Here is a 17,915-nt window from a genome sequence, read left to right on the forward strand (position 1 = left end):
GTCCATCTTGAGCCAGCACACTCCTCCCCGGCGGCGTTGCTCCTTCTGTGGCACCTCCGAGGAGCAAGCGGGCCGACTGCAACAGGGCAGCGGTGGCGCCACCATCTGCGACCCGTGTGTGGTGCGCCTGTTCGCGGAGCTGGACCGGCAGGCGTTCGCCGCGGGCTCGAAGCCACAGGGGAAACCCACCACGCTCCACGGTGGCTCGGACGACGCCTGACCTCGGGAGCTCCATGTCGTCTGTCACAGCGCCCCGGTACCTGACGCGCTTCCAGTGTCTCGCGGAGGCGTGCGAGGACACCTGCTGCGCGGGGCTCGTCGTCCCGGTGAGTGAGTCGCGCTGGCGGATTCTGCGCGACGTGGTGGCCGGCGGCCCCGATGCGGCGCGAGTGGCGGCGCTCGTGGTGCCGGACCCGGGCAGCGGCGCGGGAGCCGAGGCCGCGTATGTCACCAAGGGCGAGGATGGGAACTGCTCTTTCCTCGACGAGCGCAAGCTGTGCTCGCTGCACAAGAAGTATGGAGAGGTCGCGCTGCCGGATGCTTGCGCGATGTTTCCCCGCGTGGCGACGCGCAGGGCAGGGCGGTTGGAGGTGACGGGCTCGTTCGGTTGTCCGGAGGTGGTGCGCCTGTGCCTGCTCGCGGAGGACGCGATGGAGCAGGTGCCGGTGGATGCCTCCCTCGTGGCTCGGCCGGAGATTGCGCGCGTGCCAGGGGGCGAGGACGCGTGGATGGTGCACTCCACGAGGGTGCGCACCGTGGCGCTGAGCATCCTGGAGCGGCGTGAGTTTCCGTTCGCCTCGCGGCTGTTCATGCTGGGCGAGCTGGCGCGGCGGCTGGGGTCCTTCTACTTCCGGGGCACCGAGGTGTTCCGGGAGGAGGGCGCGGAGGCGCTGCTGACGGAGACGCTCGCCACGTTCGAGGTGCCGGAGACGCTGGCCGCGCTGCATGTGGCGGTGTCCGGGGTGTCATTGCCTGGAGGCCCGTGGGCGGGCATCTGCGGCACGGTGCTGAAGGCTCGCCTGGGCGCGGTCGGCAGTGCGCGGTTCGCGGGATGGGCTCGCGCGGTGCTGGCGTCGTACGGTGGGCCGCAGGCGTCGCCCGACGAGGTCTGGGCTCTCCATGGTGAGCGCAAGGCTCGGCTGGAGCCCGTGTTGGGCGAGCGCGTGGAGCAATACTTCCGACACCACGCGATGAACCACTGGCTGCGCCATCCGTTCACCGATGTGCCGTCGGTGCTCGACTATGTCTTCAAGCTGGCGCTGCGCGCGGCGGTGTTGCGCTGGTCGCTGTTCGGCCATCCGACGGTGGTGGCGCTGTGCGAGCGCGAGGACCTCCAGGCCACGGAGGAGGCTCGCGCCCAGCTCGACGCGGCGGCGGTGGAGTGCTTCCAGCTCAGCGCGAAGCACCTCGAACAGTCTTCCGAACTGCACGCGCTCGCCCAGGGACTCTCGGGCGGCGCGGGACCGGACTCGTTGCCCCGGCTGCTCGTGCTCCTCCAGGGACTCTGAACAGCAGCGCGCCGAGGTTGCCTCACTCTCGGCTTCACGCGCGGCAGACCCTCGCGCTCAGGTCGCCGAGCGGGGCTTCGCGCCCAGCCGCTCCATCGCCTGTCGGAAGACGGCGATGTCCTGCGCGCCCTGGATGCCGAAGCGGTCCCCCACCACGAACGTCGGCACCGCGCTGACGCCCATCTCCCGCGCCTCGCTCACCGCGTCGTCCACCACCTTCTCGAAGTGTCCGCCCTCCACGGCCTGCTGGAGCGCGTCCGCCTCAAGGCCCACTTCCTCCGCCGCGCCGCGCAGCGTCTCCCACTGCCAGAGGTCCTGTCCCTCGCTCCAGTAACGGCGCAGCAGGGCCGCGTGGTACGGCTCCAGCTTGCCCTGGGTTCGCGCGTACTCGGTCGCCTGGTGCGCCCGCTTCGTGGACGGGATGACGTCCCGGTCCACCATCGTCAGGCCCTCCTTGGCCGCGCGCACCTTCAGCGGGTTGTTGGGGTCCTTCATCTTCTCGCGGATGTGCGCGGGCAGGGGCAGCCCCTCCGGCGGTGTCTCCGGACGCAGGAAGAACGGACGCCAGTCCACCTGGATGTCGTACTCCTGGCTCAGCTTTTTGACTTCCTGCAGGCCGACGTAACACCAGGGACAGACGAAGTCGGACCAGACGCGGACAGTGACGGGCTCGCTCATGCCCTCTCACTAACCGGGGTGGCGCGTCACGTCATGGCTTCCGTGCTTCCAGGGTGGACAGCGTCCAGAGGAGCGGGCACGGTCCACCCCGAATGCCCCCAACCCGGGTGCTCGCCTGGAGGCCAGCGCCTGGGTCCACCCCAGGAGGACACCTTGTCGCTGTCGCTTGTCGCGGCCCTGGCCATCGCCGCCTCTCCGGCGCCCGCCCGGCCCCAGCCGTTCACCCACCACGACATGATTTCGATGCGCCGGCTGAGCAGCCCGCGCGTCTCCCCGGACGGCAAACAGGTCGCCTACGTCCTGCGCACCACCGACCTGGAGGCCAACCGGGGCCGCAATGACTTGTGGCTCGTCAACATCGACGGGAGCGGCTCGCGCCAGCTCACCTCCCATCCCGACTCGGACTCCGACCCCACCTGGGCCCCGGACGGCAAGAGCCTCTTCTTCCTCTCCTCGCGCGGCGGCTCCTCGCAGGTGTGGCGCCTGCCCGTCGACGGCGGCGAGCCCCTCCCGGTGACCAAGCTCCCCCTGGACGTGGGCGGCTTCCGCCTGTCCCCCGACGGCACGCGGCTCGCCGTGTCCATGGACGTGTTCCCCGACTGCACCTCCGGCCTGGAGTGCACCACCCAGCGTGAGACCGAGCGCACCAAGCGCAAGGCCACCGGCCGCACCTACGACAAGCTCTTCGCCCGTCACTGGGACACGTGGAAGGACGGCCGTCGCTCGCACGTGTTCGTCGTCCCCGTGGCCGGCGGCACGCCCGTGGACGTGATGAAGGGCATGGACGCGGACGGCCCCTCCAAGCCCTTCGGCGGCCCGGAGGAGTACACCTTCACCCCCGACGGCAAGAGCGTCGTCTTCACCGCGCGCGACGTGGGCCGCACCGAGTCCTGGTCCACCGACCTGGACCTCTTCGTGGCTCCCGTCGACGGCAAGGCCAAGCCGCGCAAGCTCACCGACAAGAACCGCGCGACGGACACCAGCCCCCTCTTCAGCCCCGACGGCAAGACGCTCGCGTACCTCGCCATGGCCCGCCCGGGCTACGAGGCGGACCGCTACCGCGTCATCCTGCGCACGTGGCCAAATGGCCCCGAGCGCGTGCTCGCCGAGGACTGGGACCGCTCCGCCGGCTCGCTCGCGTGGAGCCCGGACAGCAAGACGCTGTACGCGTCCGCCGGCCACATCGGCCAGGCGCCCCTGTTCGCGCTGGATGTCGCCAGCGGCCAGGCGCGTCAGCTCACCAAGGACGGCACCGACGACTCGCCTCAGCCCGCCGCCAACGGCAGCCTGGTCTACGTGCATGACGACCTGGACTCGCCCGCGGACCTGCATGTCCTGAGCGCGGACGGCACCTCCAAGCAAATCACCCAGGTGAACCAGGAAGCGCTCTCACGCATCCGCTTCGGCGGCTTCGAGCAGTTCGAGTTCCCCGGCTGGAACAACGAGACGGTGCGCGCCTACGTGGTGAAGCCCGTCGACTTCGACCCGAAGCGCCAGTACCCACTCGCCTTCCTCATCCACGGCGGACCGCAGGGCTCCTTCGGCAATCACTTCCATTACCGGTGGAACCCCCAGGTCTACGCGGGCCGCGGCTACGTGGCCGTCATGGTCGACTTCCACGGCTCCACCGGCTACGGGCAGGCGTTCACCGACTCCATCCGCGACGACTGGGGCGGCAAGCCGCTGGAGGACTTGCAGAAGGGCCTGGCCACCGCGCTGCAGCGCTACCCCTTCATCTCCAAGGAGAAGAAGTGCGCGCTGGGGGCGAGCTACGGCGGGTACATGATCAACTGGATTGCGGGCAACTGGCCGGACGGCTTCAAGTGCCTCGTCAACCACGACGGCATCCTCGACGAGCGCATGGGCTACTTCGACACCGAGGAGCTGTGGTTCCCGGAGTGGGAGCACAAGGGCACGCCTTGGGAGAACCCGGAGGGCTACGGCAAGCACAGCCCCATCAACCATGTGGCGAAGTGGAAGACGCCGATGATGGTGGTGCACGGCGGCCAGGACTACCGCGTCGTGGAGACGCAGGGCCTGGGCACCTTCACCGCGCTCCAGCGCAAGGGCATCCCCTCCAAGCTGCTCTACTTCCCGGAGGAGAACCACTGGGTCCTGCGCCCCGCCAACAGCATCCAGTGGCACGACGAGGTGCTGGCCTGGCTGGACCAGTGGACGCGCAACTAGCCGGATGACACCCCGGGGCCCGCTTCACGCGAGCGGGCCCCGGAGGCAGCTCAGGGAATGACGAAACACTCGTCGATGCAGTGCTCCAGGTACTCGGAGCAGCTCTTGTCGGCGGCGCAGTCGGAACACTCCGCCACGGCGTCCTTCCGGTCCTCGGTGTCGCGGTCATCCACCCAGTCGTTGATGGTGTCCGCGCACTTCCCCGTGTCGAGGTTGGAGTCGAAGCACTCCTTGCGATGGTCACAGATGGTGTCGGCGTTGCTGGAGCAGCCGGTGAGCACCGCGCTGAGCGCCAGGAGGGTCGTCACTGTGATGTTTCGGATGGACATGGGGCGGTGTCCTAGCGCACCCGGTCCGCTTCGGGAAATAGCCCTTCACGCTCAATGTCGAGCTGCCTGTCCCGTGGGCCGTGAGCGAACCACCCGGGCGGGGCGCACAGGGGGTGGGGGCGGGCGGGGTGGAGAGGGCGCGCGGTGTTCTCGCTCGGGCTGCCATGGCCAGCGGCCCTCGAGCTCCACCGTCAGGGTGAAGCTGAGGAAGGTCCGGACGAGGACGATGAGGCCCAGCACCAGGACATCGCGCAGGGTGGGCTCGTCGCTCACGGTGCGCAGGATGTCGGCGGCGACGAGGAACTCCAGGCCGAGCAGGATGGCGCGGCCCAGGTTCAGTCGGAAGTGGCGGTAGGCTTCACTGGCCGTCAGCGCCCGGCGCCGGAACAGCAGCATGACGAGCGCGAGCAGGGCGCCCAGCACCATGGCACTGACGCCCGCGCCTTCCATCAGCCGGGCGGACACCGAGACGAGCGGCCGGATGTCCATGACGACGCCTCCCCGGCTGAACCTGGACACGGAGGGCGCCGGGCTTCAGTGGCGGGCAGGGCCTCGGCTGGCGGCTCGCAGTCGGGCCTCAGCGCCCCGCGTCCGTCGGCCCTGGCGCGGGCGTGGCGGGCTTGCTCGGCGCACCCCCCGTCGCGGGGACATTGGTCTCCGACAGCCCGCCCTCTTCCCGCAGGAACTGCTGCGCCAGCTTGTCGACCTCGGCGGGCTCCAGGCCGGTGAGCACCGCCGTCGCCGTCTTGGCGCGCGTCGCCAGCGCCGTCTCGCCGAGCGCGCCATGGATGCGCGTCAGCGCCACGTGGATTTCAGGGTCGAACGGGTCCGAGGCGAGCGCCTCCAGGTAGGCTGTCTTCGACTTCGGGTAGTCCTTGCGGTGCAGGAGGATGCGGCCCAGGTGCACGTTGGTGGCGGGCGAGCCCGGGTGCACGCGCAGGCTGCCGCGCAGCACGGACTCCGCCTCGTCCAGCCGCTTCAGCTCCAGGAGCGCCAGCGCGTACTTGTTGGAGACGGACTCGTACTTGTCGCCCACCAGCTTGTGCGCCTTGGCGTACTCCTCGGCGGCGGCCTTCACGCGGTTGCGCTCGCGCAGGAGCTCTCCCAGGTGCGCGAACTTGCGCGCGGGCACCTCCGCCACCTCGTTGAAGTCGCCGAAGGAGATTTCACGGCCCTTCTTCTCGCCGTCCTCCTTCCCCTTGTTCTTGGCGTCCTCCTTCAACACGACGCGGTCGTCGCGCGGCACCAGCTCCGAGGGGAAGGGCTGCTTCTTGATGTGCGAAAGCCACGTCTTCTCGAACAGGGCGAAGGGCATGCCCGTGGCCACCTCCACCGCCTTCTTGTCCGTCTGTCCGGCCTTCAGCTCGCGCACCACGGCGCGCAGCCCCGCCGCGCCCTTCGTCTGGTGCACGTAGTCGATGGCGTAGAACACCTCCGCGAACGCGGTGGCCGCGTCCTCCGCCGTGGGCAACAGCGCGATGGACGGATGCATCTTCTCGAACGGGATGAGCGTGTCCGCCTTCACGCGCTTGCCCAGGAGCGCCTGCGTGGAGGGCGTCATCGCCAGGCCCGCCTTGCCGCGCCAGCGCGACTCCAGGAACTTGGCCATGCCCTCGTGCAGCCAGATGGGCACCGTGTTGCGGCTCATCTGACTGACGACCAGGTGGATGTACTCGTGCGCCAGCGTGTCCTGCCAGTCGTAGCCCTGCGCCACGGCCTTGGGGCTGGTCACCATCAGCTTGTTGAACTTGCAGATGGCGATGGTGCCGGTGGTGCGAATCTGCTTCTCGGTGAGCGTGCTCACCTTCGACAGCTCGCGCGCGTTGTTCACCACCTCGACGCGAATCTTCCCGCCCGGCGGCGTCCAGCCCAGGTCCTCCGCCATGGCGCGGTGGATGGCCTCCAGCGTCTCCAGCGCGTAGGGCACCAGCACCGCTTCCTTGCCCTTCGGGTAGAAGAAGATGAAGTGCTCGCTCTCCGCGCGCTCGTGGCTCTTGACGATGTCGCGCGTGTCCTTGGCCAGCCGCAGGTAGCTGCCCGGCTTGTCCTCGATGTTGGCGCCTTCGAGCAGCCCCACCGCGTCGTCGTAGCGGCCCTCCTCGAAGGCCACGCGGCCCTGGTAGTACTTCAAGGGCTCCACGTCCGAGGGGATGAGCTGCTCCACCGCGGTCAGCTCGCGTTTGGCGCCGGGCACGTCCCAGTCATCCAGGCCCTGCTCCACCTGGCCCAGGCGCGTCTTCACCTCGTCCTTGAGGGAGGAAGACTCCTGCTGCCGCGCGACGGCGGCGGGCGAGGCCACGCCCAGTCCCAGGGCCAGCGCGAGGGCCACCCAGCGATTCATCCGGCGGTCTCTCACTTCACCAGCTCCTCGTAGTAGCGCTTCACCTGCTCGCGGTACTTCTCCGGCGCGCCCTGCTTCATCGCGTCCAGCAGGTCCTTGCGGAACTCCTTGGGCGCCTGGAACGCGTCCTCGTCGGGCAGCTCCACCTTGTCCTTCGGGTCTCTCCCGGAGTTGCCCTGCTTGCGCCCGCTCATGCCGCCGGGCAGCGGCAGCCCGCCCTTCTGGCCCTTCTGGCCCTGCTGCATCTGCTGCTGGAACTGGCGCAGGCCCTCCAGCGCGGCCTGCTGCTCGCCGTAGCCCCGGCCCGGGTCCTTGCCCTGCATCCGCTGCGCGGCCTCGCCCATGCGCTGGCCCACGCCCTCCATCTGCTGCGAGGCCTCCTCGCCGAACAGCGGCGCCGTCTGCTCCATCTCCTCCATCTGCTGGCGCAGGTCCTGCGTGCGCTGCTCCAGCTGCTGCTGCTGCTGGGAGAGCTGCTGGAGCTGCTGCTTCTCCTGCTGCGAGAGCTGCGAGCCGGGGGGAGGGAAGAGCGACTGGAGCTGCTTGTTCACGTCCTGCACGTTGCGCGCGTCGCGGTCCAGGCGCTGGGCCAGCTCCGAGGACTGCTGCCGCACCTCGGGCGGATTGCCGAACATCTCGTCGAGCTGCTTCTGCTGCTCACCCATGCCGGCCAGCTGCCGGGCCGCGTCCTCCGCGCGCGCTGCGGCCTCCGCGGCCAGGTCGAAGTCGTTCACCTTCAGCGCGTTCTCCACGTTGCGCAGCTCCGACTGGGCTTCTTCCAGGGGGCGCGCGGCGCGGCTGTTGAGGTGCTCCGGGTTGAGCTTGTCGTAGCTCTGCTGGGCCTGCTGCACCTTGCGCATCAGCTCGCCCTTGATGGACTCGCCGCGCTCGGAGAGGCGCTCCTTGTTCTGCGCGCGGGCCTGGTCTCTCAGCTGGCGCGTCTGCTCGGCCACGCGCTGCTGCTCGTCCACGGTGCCCTTCAAGTCCTCCATGAACTTGCCGAACTTCTCCGCGAGCTCCGGGTACTGCTCGCCGCCGAACTCCTCGTTGGCTTCGTCCAGGCCCTTGAGCATCTCGTCCATCTGCATGCCCAGCTCCTGGAGCTTCGCGAGCGCCTCGTCCGTCTTGCCCTCGCGCATCAGCTTCTCCACGTCGTCCAGGGCGCTCTGCATGTCCTGGTCCTTCATCATCTCGGACAGGGCCTCGGCGTTGAGGTGCTCGTCGCGGATGCCCTTGCGCATCTCCGCCATGCGCTTCATCAGCTCCTGGATGCGCGCCTTGAGCTGCTGAATCTGCTCCATCACCGCCTGGCGCGCGGACTCGTCCGGGTTGGCCTTGAACTGCTCAATCAAACGCGACAGCTCGCGCCGCTCACCGGCCAGCTGCTTGCCCATCTCCTGGAGCGCCTCCAGCTTCTGCCTGTCGAGCAGCGCCTCCAGGTAGAGGATGTCCTTCTCCAGCTCCGCGATCTCCTCCGTCACCACGCCGGACAGGCGGTTGCCGGTGCCCCAGTCCTCGCCCCGGGCGCGTTGGGTGCGCAGGTAGAGGCGGCGGAAGTCCGCGGTGCCGTTGATGTGGCTGCCCAGCGACTCGGAGATGTTGGCGAGGGCGGAGACCAGCTCGGTGGGCACGTCGCGCTCACGCGACAGCGTCTGCGCCAGCGTGCGCATGTCGGTGATGAGCTGCTGGCCGCTGGTGTCCACGGACCCGGCGGCGGCGATGGCCTGGGCGTCCTTCTGCTTCTCGCGGTCCGGGCCCTCCAGCCGGTCCGCCAGGTGGTCCACCATGCGGCCCCAGAGCTGCTCGGCCTTCTCCAGCGCGGCGCGGTGGTGCTCGGCGGCGGAGTAGATGCGCAGCACCTGGGTGCGGCTGACGCCCTTCTTGGGGCCCTCCACCGCGTCGTTGTCCTGCGCCTCCACGAAGTACGTAATCCTGTCGCCGGGGTCCACCTTGAGCGACCCCAGGTCCCACGCGTACGTGTCGCGGCTGCGTCGGCCATCCTCGCGGCGCAGGGGCACGCGCGTGTCCTTCTGCGCGCCGGGCGTGCGGAAGACGAGCGACAGGCCGGACAGGCCGTAGTCGTCGGTGGCCTCGTACTTGAGCGTCACCTTCTGGCCGGGGTCGACCTCCAGCTCCGCGGCGGGCGTCATCAGCGTCACCTGGGGCGCCTTGTCCGCCTCCACGGTGAGGGGGATGTCGGGGCCCACCGCGAGCGGCTTCTCGCGCCGGGCGTAGAACACGAAGCGGTAGTGGCCGGTCTGCTTCGCGATGAAGGTGCCTTCCAAATCGCGGTTGCCCGTGACTTTGAGCGGCACCGACTCGTTGTTGATGACCAGCTCCGCGCGCTCCACGGGGCGGTCCGAGCGCGTCTTGAGGACAATCTCGGTGCCGGCCGGAGCGCTCACCGCGCCATCGGTGCCGGGCACGGTGCGCTGGGACAGGCCGGTGTACGCGGGGTAGCGGTACGTCAGCTCGATGTCGCCGGTGATGGGCTCGACCTGCGTCTGGGCCTCCGGAGCGCGAGCCACCTCGAGGATGCGCTTCACGCCCGCGCCCCACTGCTCACCGAACAGCCCCAACACCAGCGCGAGCACCAGCAGCACGCCACACGCGGCCAGGGCGCTGCGCTGCACGGGGCGGCCGTCGACGATGGAGCGCACGTCCACGGTGCGCACCCGCGTGTCCATCTGCTCGAGGAAGGCGTCCGCCAGCTCCGGCGAGCCGTTGACGTGCTCGCCCTGCCCGCCCTGCTCGCGCCGCAGCTCCACCGCCGCCAGCACGTCCAGCGACAGCTCCGGCCGGCGCTGGCCCACCAGGCGCGCGGTGAGCAAGTCGTCGCCCACCCGTCGCCGCGCGAGCCACAGGCCGAAGACGCACGCGACCGCGGCGCCCACCGGCACGGCCATCCCGAGCAGCGAGCCGCCGATGCGCGGGGCCACGAGTCCCAGCAGGCCGCCGCCCACCCACAGGAGGCAGGCCGCCATGAAACCCAGGGCGATTCCCTGGAGCCACAGGTACCGGCGCTGCCGGGTGCGCACGGCGGAGAGCAGGGCTTCCACGCCCCGGCCTCGCGAGGACCTGCCCACCCGCGTGGGAGAGGCCGGTGGCGGAGGCGGCGGGGGCGGTAGCTCGGGGCCTGGGCTCTGCGGGGTGTCGAGGTTCACGCTGTCCTGTCCGCTCAGTGGCGAGGCAACTCCCGGCGGAGGTGCCTATTTCCCGATTCTCTAGCAACGTCCGACGGGCCGCGAGGTGCTTGGGCCCTCGGATTTCACTCAGGATGGGTGGGGCTGTCCGACGCCGGAAGGACACAGGCGCCGGAGGGTCCGGGAGGCAACGCGGCGGAGGGCGCCATTCGTCCCGTCCCGCCCCGCCAAGTGCCCGTCATGACTCAGGGACTGGCCGAGGGAGCCGCCCGTGGGGCCGGGGCGCCGGACGCGGGCCGACCTGGGTGGAGCCCTGAGCGGCGTGGCCGCGCGGGAAAGTGCCCCACCAGGTGTCGGTGCGCTGGGAGGGGTGGAAGGGAGCGTCGAGGGCCTGCGCGGAGGCGGCACCGGGTCGACGCTCGTCGGGTCAGCGACCTGCCAGGCTGGGGCCCGCCAGGAGAGGGGCGGGCCGTGACAAACCTTCTTCAGCGAAAGTCCGGCTTCTTCGCGGCCGAGTCGGCGGCCAGGTCCTCTTCTGGATGCGGCACGCCACCCAGCTCCTGGGCGAGCGCGGTGAGCACGTCCTGCGTGCAGAGGATGCGGTTGCGCGACATCCGGGAGAGGACGCGCTGCACGGCGGACTCGACGGTGCCCTCGGAGGGGATGTCGAGCGAGCGCCCCGACTCGGTGAGGGCGAACAGCGCCTTGCGCCCATCCAGCGGGTCTGACTTGCGCTCCAAGAGGCCGCGCTTCTCCAGCCGCTTGAGCACGCCCGTCAGGGTGCTGGGGTGCACATGGAGAATCTGGGCGAGCGTGCCGGCGGTGATGCCGGGGAAGCGTCCCACCAGGCGGATGACGAGCCGCTGCGGACCGGTGAGGCCCAGCGTCGACTCCATCCGCTTCGAGGTGGACTGGAGCCCGTGGTCCACGGCCCACAACAGGCGCATGAACTCTAGCACTTCGCCGAGCGGCGGGCCCTTGAGCCGCTCACCTTCTTGGGGTTCCGGCTCCCCACTGGCCGTGTCCTTCATGACTTCATCTTCCCTCACCTGCCGCCTCCCTGTCGCCGCAAGTCTTTGAGTCGCGGGGGGTGTATCTCTTCGCGGTCCCCCCCGCTGTAAACTTCGTTGTGTATCAGTCACCAGAAGACGTGGGGAGGCTTTCACCTTCCGCCAGGTCTGCCTTCCGAACCCGTGCTGCCCATGACCTGGAAGGGGGGCGCCCGTCCCTCCACCCCGTGGGGTGGGAGGCGGGGGGCGCCCCGCCTGCGTGAGCCCGCTCGGTGGCGGGGCCCCGGAGGTCCTCCCTGGATTGAGGGCCAGGGAGGGGGCGAGGGCTTCAGGGTGCGGGCGCCACGGTGGGCTTCGGCGCGGGCGGCGGAAGTGCCTTCGGGCCGGGGCCGGGGGCGGGGGCCGGGACTGTCTTGAGCTCCTGGGGCTCGGGCGGCATCTCCACCGTCTTGCCGCGCTCCTGGGCGATGCGCCGGTACCAGCTCTCCGGGTACTTGGGGTGGTTCACCTTGCCCTGCTCGTCGCGGACGTTGCCGTCGATGTACTTCACCAGCAGCGTCTCGCCGAGCTTCCGCCAGCGCGCGTGGACCTTCTCGCCCTGCTGCACCGAGTAGGTGGTGAGGTACTGCCGCGCCTCTTCCGGGCTGCGCTTGTAGTGCTCCAGCGCCGTCTTCTCGATGTCGGCCTGGTCCGCGAGGAACTGACCCTCCAGCGCGCCCTGCTCCTTGTGCACGTCCACGGACATGTCGCTCCAGCGCGCATAGGCCTGGTTGGACACCCAGTTGAACACCCAGAAGGACGAGTCCCAGGAGAACGCCCCGCGGCTGGCCACGCCCTGGGCGAAGTTCTTCGGCACCTGCCGGATGCCCGCGTACATCGGCGTATAGACGGTCATCGACGTGTCATCCACGCCGAACCAGAGCACGCCACCGATGGGGGCCGGCATGGAGCCGCGCATCTGCGCGACGAAGGAGAAGCCCGTCTGCTGCGTGGAGATGGCGCGCTCGTGGACGTACTTCTTGCCGTCCACCTCCCACGTCATCGGCCGCCAGCGGTACGGCGCCGCGTAGGGCCCCGCGCCCACGTCCTTGGTCATGTCGAGCGGCGTGTTGTCGAAGTGGTCGCGCATCAGCGCCATGACGTCCTGCACGGACAGCTTCTTGTCGGGCTTGACCCACAGGGGCAGCCGCTTGGCCGGCGCGGAGCCATCCGCGAACTCCGGACCGAAGTTCTTCGACGGCGCCGCGCGGCGGAAGATGCTCCACACCCGCGCCTCGGAGAAGCGCTGCCCGCCGAAGTCGAGCGGGTTGTACGTCTCCGCGAAGCTGAAGTCCTTGTCCGCGCCCTTGAACCAGCCCTTCTCGCGGGCGAAGGAGATGACGTCCGGAGAGTACAGCACGTTGTCCGAGTCGTTCAGCGGGAACTGCTCGATGCGCGCCTGGTTGGCGTGAGCGGTGATGTGCCCCTCGGGCAGCTTGCGGGCCACCCACACCGCGCCCTTCTGGCCGGTGCCCTTGCCAATCAGCTCCAGCAGCCACGCCTCCTTCGGGTCGGCGATGGAGAAGGACTCACCGGTGGACGCGTAGCCGTGCTCGGCCACCAGCTTCGTCATCACCGAGATGGCCTCGCGGGCCGTCTTGGAGCGCTCCAGCGCGATGTAGATGAGCGAGCCGTAGTCGACGATGCCCGCGGGCCCCTCCAACTCCTTGCGGCCGGAGAAGGTGGACTCGCCGATGGAGAGCTGGTGCTCGTTCATGTTGCCGACGACGGAGTACGTCACCGGCGCCTCGGGGATGCGCCCCAGGTGCTTGCCGGTGTCCCACTCGATGATGTCGCGCTGCGCACCCGCGGCGTGGCGGCGCGCGGGCGTGTAGTACAGCTCGCCGTACAGCTCGTGCGCGTCCGCGGCGTACGTCATCAGGGTGGCGCCGTCCGCCGTGGCACCCTTGTTGACCAGCATGCTGGTACACGCGAGCACGGGCGGAGCAACCAGCGCGGCCGAGACGGGCAGCGCGGTGAGCAGTCGGGGCAGTCGTCGGTTCATGGCGGCGGATGCTCTACCAGCCGGGTTCCAGATACAAACCTCACTTGCGTGGTGCCTGGCCGCTCCCCTGGCGCGACGCCGGGACTCGACAGGGCCGCCGCCCGGGCCACGAGGCAAGCCCGGGCGGCGACCCCACTCCCCCTGAGTGGATGCGTCGTGTCAGTTGCTCGTGGCGACCACCTCCTTTCCGTCGGGAGGCGGGGCCACCTGCTCCACCTTCAAGGTGGTGGGGCCGCTGAGTGTCAGGTGGGCCTTGAGCTTGAGGAACTTCTTGCGCCCGAAGCCCTTCACCCGCACCAGCTCCTCCACCCGCTGGAAGGGGCGCTTGCCCCGGTGCTGGATGATGCGCTGCGCCGCCGCGTCACCCACGCCGGGCAGCAAGTCCAGCTCCGCGGCCGTCGCCTCGTTGAGGTTCACCACGCCCGAGTACTGGGTGCGCAGCCGCGCCGCGTCCGCCACGCCGGGCTTCCCCACCAGGAGCACCAGCGCCAGCAGACCCCACGCGGCCCTCACGAGTGGCCCCCCACGGGCGCCGCGTCCAGCCCCACCTCGGGCGCGTACCGCCCACTGACTCCCGGCGTGTCCCGCTTCTCCGCCGCCTCACGCACGTGCAGCTTGCCGTCCAGCGGCAGCACATCCAGCAACACGTTCAACGAGCCGTCCTTGTTCACGAACGCGCTGCCCGCCCGCACCCAGATGCTCCCGCCCTTGCCCTCGCGAATGGAGAACACCGCCAGTCGCTTCCCCGCCATCAGCATCTTCCGCCTCCACACTCCACACCGCGCCACCACGGCGCGACCGCCTCGCCGGCTCGACCGCCTGAGGTCGCCACCTGCTTGAGCAGTCGCCGTGCCAGGGCCGTCTCCCTCGGAGGCGCGTCGTCACCACCGTGCACGCGCTCGTGAGGTGTCCCACTGTGAGGACGGGCGGCGAGGCTCCAGTGGCTTCTCACCGCGCGAGACCCGTGAGCTCCCCCGCGAGGGCTCGAAGCGCATGAGGCGCCCGCGCGAGGGGAGGGTGGCCCGCGAGAGGTCGTGGGTCGGTGCCGTGGGACGCCGTGGCGCGTGGGAGAAGTGACGCCGTCGGGAATGAACGGGCGGCCGGTTTGCTAAGACGCCCGCCGACGCATCCCCCGTCGTCTGGAGGTCGCATGAAGGCCGTCGCCGCCGTGCTGGTCCTGCTCCCTTGTCTCGTGCTCGCACAGGACCGGGACTTCTCCCAGGTGGAGGTGCGTGCCACGCCCGTCGCCGGCAACGTGCAACTGCTCCAGGGCGCCGGTGGCAACATGGCCGTCTCGGTGGGGCCCGACGGCGTGCTCCTCGTGGACGACGACTTCGCCCCGCTCATCGACAAGGTCCGCGCGGCGCTGAAGACGTTGAGCAAGCAGAAGCTCGTCTACGTCCTCAACACGCACGTGCACAGCGACCACACCGGAGGCAACGCGGTGCTCGGGCGCGAGGCGACGCTGGTGGCGCACGAGGCCGTGCGCGCGCGGATGTCGAAGCCGAGGGTCCGCCGGGGCGAGACGTTGCCTCCCGCGCCGGAGCACGCGCGCCCCGTCCTCACCTTCCAGCAAGGCCTCAGCCTCTGGTTCAACGGAGAGGAGGTGCGGATGACGCACCTGCCCTCGGGCCACACGGACGGCGACAGCACGGTGCTCTTCGTGGGCAGCAACGTGCTGCACCTGGGCGACCACTTCTTCACGGACCGCTTCCCCGTCATCGACCTGGAGGCGGGCGGCAGCGTGGAGGGCTACGTGCGCAACGTGGAGGGCGTGCTCGCGAGCCTGCCTCCCGGCGTGCGCATCATCCCGGGCCATGGCGCGCTCGCGGGACGCGAGGAGCTGGAGCGCTTCGTCGCCATGCTCCGCGAGACGACGGCGCTGGTGCGAAGCAAGAAGGTCGCGGGCAAGACGCTTGAGCAGGTGAAGGCCGAGGGCCTGCCGGAGCAGTACCGCGGCTTCGGTGAGGGCCACGTCAAGACGGAGAAGTGGCTGGAGACCGTCTACACGGGCCTGGGCGTGGTGGGGCAGGGCAAGCGTCCCTGACGTCCCTTCATCCCGCGCGGGCTCCGTGGGAGAGTCCCCGCGTCCCGTCGTTTCGAGGTGCCCGCGTGAACCGCTCCGTCCTCGCTGCCCTGCTCCTCCTGGGCGCGCCTTCGCTCGCCGCCGCCCCCGCCGCGTCGCCGCCCATCTCCGCGAAGGCCCGCGCCATCCACGAGTCGGCGCTCATCATCGACACGCACGTGGACACGCCCCTGCGCATGCTCAACGAGGGCTTCGACCTGGGCTCCCAGCCGCCCAATGGCCAGGGCCACCTGGACCTGACCCGCGCCCGCGCCGGCAACCTGGGCGCGGCCTTCTTCTCCATCTGGGTGGAGCCCAAGGAGTTCGCTGGCCAGTACACCCACCAGACGCTGCGCATCATCGACTCGGTGCTCAGCGCAGTGGAGAAGCACCCGGACCAGATGGTGCTGGCCCTGTCCTCGAAGGACATCGTCGCCGCGCGCGCCGGCAAGCAGAAGAAGCTCGCCACGCTCATGGGCATCGAGGGTGGCCACTCCATCCAGAACGACCTGGGCGTGCTGCGCGACTTCTACCGGCTGGGCGTGCGCTACATGACGCTCACCTGGTCCAACACCAACGAGTGGGCGGACTCGTCAGGTGATATCCAGGACGCGTCGGTGAAGCACCATGACGGCCTCACCGACTTCGGCCGCGACGTCGTGCGCGAGATGAACCGGCTGGGCATGCTCGTGGACATCTCCCACGTGTCGGACAAGACGTTCTTCGACACGGTGAAGGTGACGCGCGCGCCTGTCATCGCGTCGCACTCGTCCGCCCGCGCGCTCACGGACCATCCGCGCAACATGAGCGACGAGATGCTCAAGGCCGTCGCGGCCAACGGCGGCGTCGTCATGGTGAACTTCTTCTCCGCCTTCGTCGACGACACCTACCGCAAGGCGTACGCCGCCATGGCCGCCGAGCGGAAGGTCGCCCAGGACGCGGTGGAGGCGAAGCACAAGAACTCCGACCCCGTCACGCGCTACCTCGCGAACTCCGAGGCGAGCTGGGAGTGGGCCGCGAAGGTGCCACGCCCGCCGTTGGAGGCCGTCATCAACCACATCGACCACATCGCCAAGGTGGCGGGCGTGGACCACGTGGGCCTGGGCTCGGACTTCGACGGCATCAACTCCTCGCCCCAGGGACTCGACTCGGTGGCGGACCTGCCGCGAATCACGGAGGCGCTGGTGGCCCGGGGCTACACCCGCGAGCAGCTCCACAAGATTCTGGGCGGCAACCTGCTGCGCGTCTTCCGCGACGCCGAGCGCGTCAGCCGCGAGCTGCGCGCCACCCCGAGCGCCAGGCGCTGAAGCCGCTCGCGAGGGCAGCCTGGAGTCCGAGCCCATGCCGCCCGTCCGCCGGGGGATTGCAGGCGCAGCGCGTCTTTTCCGGTGCGCCTGCCACCCCGTGTCGGTGGGGTGAGGCTCGTTTGCCCCGGGGCTTCCCGCGCGCACGCACGAGACGCTAGCCTCCCCGCCATGGCATCGGGCGTCGCGTTGATTCGGCTGGGGCTCGTCGCCGCCCTGTGCCTGGGCGTGGAGGCACGCGCGGCGGACGGCGGCTCGTGGCTCGCCGTGGCGCGCGTGTCCTCGGAGGAGGATGGCGCCCTGCTCGAGCGCGTCCGAGGCCAGAGCAGCGACCTGCCTATCGAGCTGCGCGCCATGCCGGGCCCGTCCCTGGAAGGCACGCCCCAGGCGCAGTGGCGCTCCGTCGTCGAGCTGGCGGATGCCCAGCAGGCCCGCGCCGTCCTCTGGTTCCAGCGCTCCGGCTCCGAGCTGCGCGTCCACTTCGCCGAGCCCGGCAGTCGCCACCTCTTCGTGCGCGTCGCGCGGCTGGAAGGACAGCCCGGCGCGCTCGAGTGGTCCGCGGGCGCCGAGGCCGTGGCGCTCGTCGTGCGCTCCGCCCTGCGCGCGGTGGAGGCCGGCACGCCCCTGGGAGACGTCGTCGAGGTCGCCGCCCCGCTGCCCGCGCCCGCTACCCCCGAGACGGAGCGCGAGCCCACGCCGATGCCGCCGGAGCTCTGGCCCATGCCACCGGCCGCCCTCGAATCGGTGCCGCTGCGCTGGCAGGTGATGGTGGGCGGGGTGATGACGCTGGATGGGTATGAGCGGTCCGGCCATCAGGGCCTGCTGCTCGCGTCCGGCTGGGAGTTCCGCACGCTGCGCATCCGCTTCCAGGTCCTCGCGGGACTGGAGAAGAAGCTCCCGGATGGCCGCACGGACGTGAAGCTGGAGCAGTACGCCGGGGGCCTGTGGTTGGACACCCCGCTCATCGAAGTGGGGGGCCTGCGCTGGGGCGTGGGCGCGGGCCTGGGCCTGCTCATCTTCGGCCGCAGCACGGAGTCGTACTTCCGGGGCATCGAAGCCGCAACGCCCCGCTTCATCCCCGCCCTGCTGGCTGGCCCCGACACCTCGCTGCGCTGGCGCTTCTCCCAGCTGGTCGCCATGGAGGCCACCGTCGCCGCCGATGCGGTCCTGGGCCGGCCCCGGCTTGGCTACTCCGAGGACGGAGTCTTCGTGCCGCGCAATGAGGGCTGGGCGGTGCGACCCCGGTTCGCGCTGGCGCTGGTGTTGCTGCCGTGAGTGGAGATGACCCGTTTTCGACTCGACCTCC

15 protein-coding genes are annotated in these 17,915 nt (G+C 70.1%); 6 read left to right on the forward strand and 9 right to left on the reverse strand.

The features are described 5' to 3' along the window. Positions 1 to 7 precede the first annotated feature (7 nt). Both ACN469_RS34155 and fliB read left to right on the forward strand, forming a co-directional pair. Entirely contained in the window at positions 8 to 220 is a 213-nt protein-coding gene (locus ACN469_RS34155; RefSeq protein WP_498774914.1) for a ClpX C4-type zinc finger protein, read from the forward strand. Positions 221 to 233: 13 nt separating this feature from the next. Next, positions 234 to 1,508: a flagellin lysine-N-methylase gene (gene fliB, locus ACN469_RS34160; protein WP_498774916.1), complete on the forward strand. Its 1,275-nt coding sequence runs from the start codon at positions 234 to 236 to the stop codon at positions 1,506 to 1,508. Between the two features lie 57 nt (positions 1,509 to 1,565). Here the strand turns inward: fliB and ACN469_RS34165 are convergent, their stop codons facing one another. Next, the gene (locus ACN469_RS34165; protein WP_498774918.1) at positions 1,566 to 2,186 is read right to left on the reverse strand and encodes a DsbA family oxidoreductase; all 621 of its coding nucleotides are present in this window, start codon (positions 2,184 to 2,186) and stop codon (positions 1,566 to 1,568) included. Positions 2,187 to 2,339: 153 nt separating this feature from the next. Between ACN469_RS34165 and ACN469_RS34170 the strand changes: the two genes are divergently transcribed. Next, positions 2,340 to 4,373 (forward strand): S9 family peptidase, encoded by a 2,034-nt coding sequence (locus ACN469_RS34170; protein WP_498774920.1) that lies wholly within the window; start codon positions 2,340 to 2,342, stop codon positions 4,371 to 4,373. 50 nt (positions 4,374 to 4,423) lie between these two features. On the opposite strand, the gene ACN469_RS34175 is transcribed toward ACN469_RS34170, so the two are convergent. The 8 genes from ACN469_RS34175 to ACN469_RS34210 form a co-directional block, all read right to left on the reverse strand. Continuing rightward, positions 4,424 to 4,702 (reverse strand): hypothetical protein, encoded by a 279-nt coding sequence (locus tag ACN469_RS34175; protein ID WP_498774922.1) that lies wholly within the window; start codon positions 4,700 to 4,702, stop codon positions 4,424 to 4,426. A 51-nt stretch (positions 4,703 to 4,753) separates the two neighbouring features. Then, complete coding sequence (locus tag ACN469_RS34180; protein WP_498774924.1) at positions 4,754 to 5,191, reverse strand: DUF1622 domain-containing protein; 438 nt, start codon at positions 5,189 to 5,191, stop codon at positions 4,754 to 4,756. 88 nt (positions 5,192 to 5,279) lie between these two features. Next, entirely contained in the window at positions 5,280 to 7,043 is a 1,764-nt protein-coding gene (locus ACN469_RS34185) for a peptidase MA family metallohydrolase (protein ID WP_498774926.1), read from the reverse strand. Between the two features lie 11 nt (positions 7,044 to 7,054). Beyond that, entirely contained in the window at positions 7,055 to 10,207 is a 3,153-nt protein-coding gene (locus tag ACN469_RS34190; protein ID WP_498774928.1) for a DUF4175 family protein, read from the reverse strand. 464 nt (positions 10,208 to 10,671) lie between these two features. Continuing rightward, on the reverse strand, positions 10,672 to 11,217 hold the full coding sequence (locus tag ACN469_RS34195) for a MarR family winged helix-turn-helix transcriptional regulator (RefSeq protein WP_498774930.1): 546 nt from the start codon (positions 11,215 to 11,217) through the stop codon (positions 10,672 to 10,674). Positions 11,218 to 11,524: 307 nt separating this feature from the next. Beyond that, positions 11,525 to 13,240 (reverse strand): dipeptidase, encoded by a 1,716-nt coding sequence (locus tag ACN469_RS34200; protein ID WP_498774932.1) that lies wholly within the window; start codon positions 13,238 to 13,240, stop codon positions 11,525 to 11,527. A gap of 159 nt (positions 13,241 to 13,399) precedes the next feature. After that, positions 13,400 to 13,753: a ComEA family DNA-binding protein gene (locus tag ACN469_RS34205; RefSeq protein WP_498774934.1), complete on the reverse strand. Its 354-nt coding sequence runs from the start codon at positions 13,751 to 13,753 to the stop codon at positions 13,400 to 13,402. Continuing rightward, positions 13,750 to 13,998 carry a hypothetical protein gene (locus tag ACN469_RS34210; RefSeq protein ID WP_253998453.1) on the reverse strand — a complete coding sequence of 83 codons (249 nt, stop codon included), beginning with the start codon at positions 13,996 to 13,998 and terminating at the stop codon, positions 13,750 to 13,752. Before ACN469_RS34210 ends, ACN469_RS34205 begins: the two co-directional genes overlap by 4 nt. A 392-nt stretch (positions 13,999 to 14,390) precedes the next feature. Between ACN469_RS34210 and ACN469_RS34215 the strand changes: the two genes are divergently transcribed. From ACN469_RS34215 to ACN469_RS34225, 3 genes are all read left to right on the forward strand, one after another. After that, positions 14,391 to 15,287, forward strand: a complete 897-nt coding sequence (locus tag ACN469_RS34215; RefSeq protein ID WP_498774936.1) for an MBL fold metallo-hydrolase — start codon at positions 14,391 to 14,393, stop codon at positions 15,285 to 15,287. A 65-nt stretch (positions 15,288 to 15,352) separates the two neighbouring features. After that, positions 15,353 to 16,612 carry a dipeptidase gene (locus tag ACN469_RS34220; RefSeq protein ID WP_498774938.1) on the forward strand — a complete coding sequence of 420 codons (1,260 nt, stop codon included), beginning with the start codon at positions 15,353 to 15,355 and terminating at the stop codon, positions 16,610 to 16,612. Between the two features lie 168 nt (positions 16,613 to 16,780). After that, positions 16,781 to 17,884 (forward strand): hypothetical protein, encoded by a 1,104-nt coding sequence (locus ACN469_RS34225; protein WP_498774940.1) that lies wholly within the window; start codon positions 16,781 to 16,783, stop codon positions 17,882 to 17,884. Positions 17,885 to 17,915 lie beyond the last annotated feature (31 nt).

It is taken from the genome of Corallococcus terminator (assembly GCF_049194865.1).
In the GTDB taxonomy this organism is placed as follows: Bacteria; Myxococcota; Myxococcia; order Myxococcales; family Myxococcaceae; genus Myxococcus; species Myxococcus terminator_A.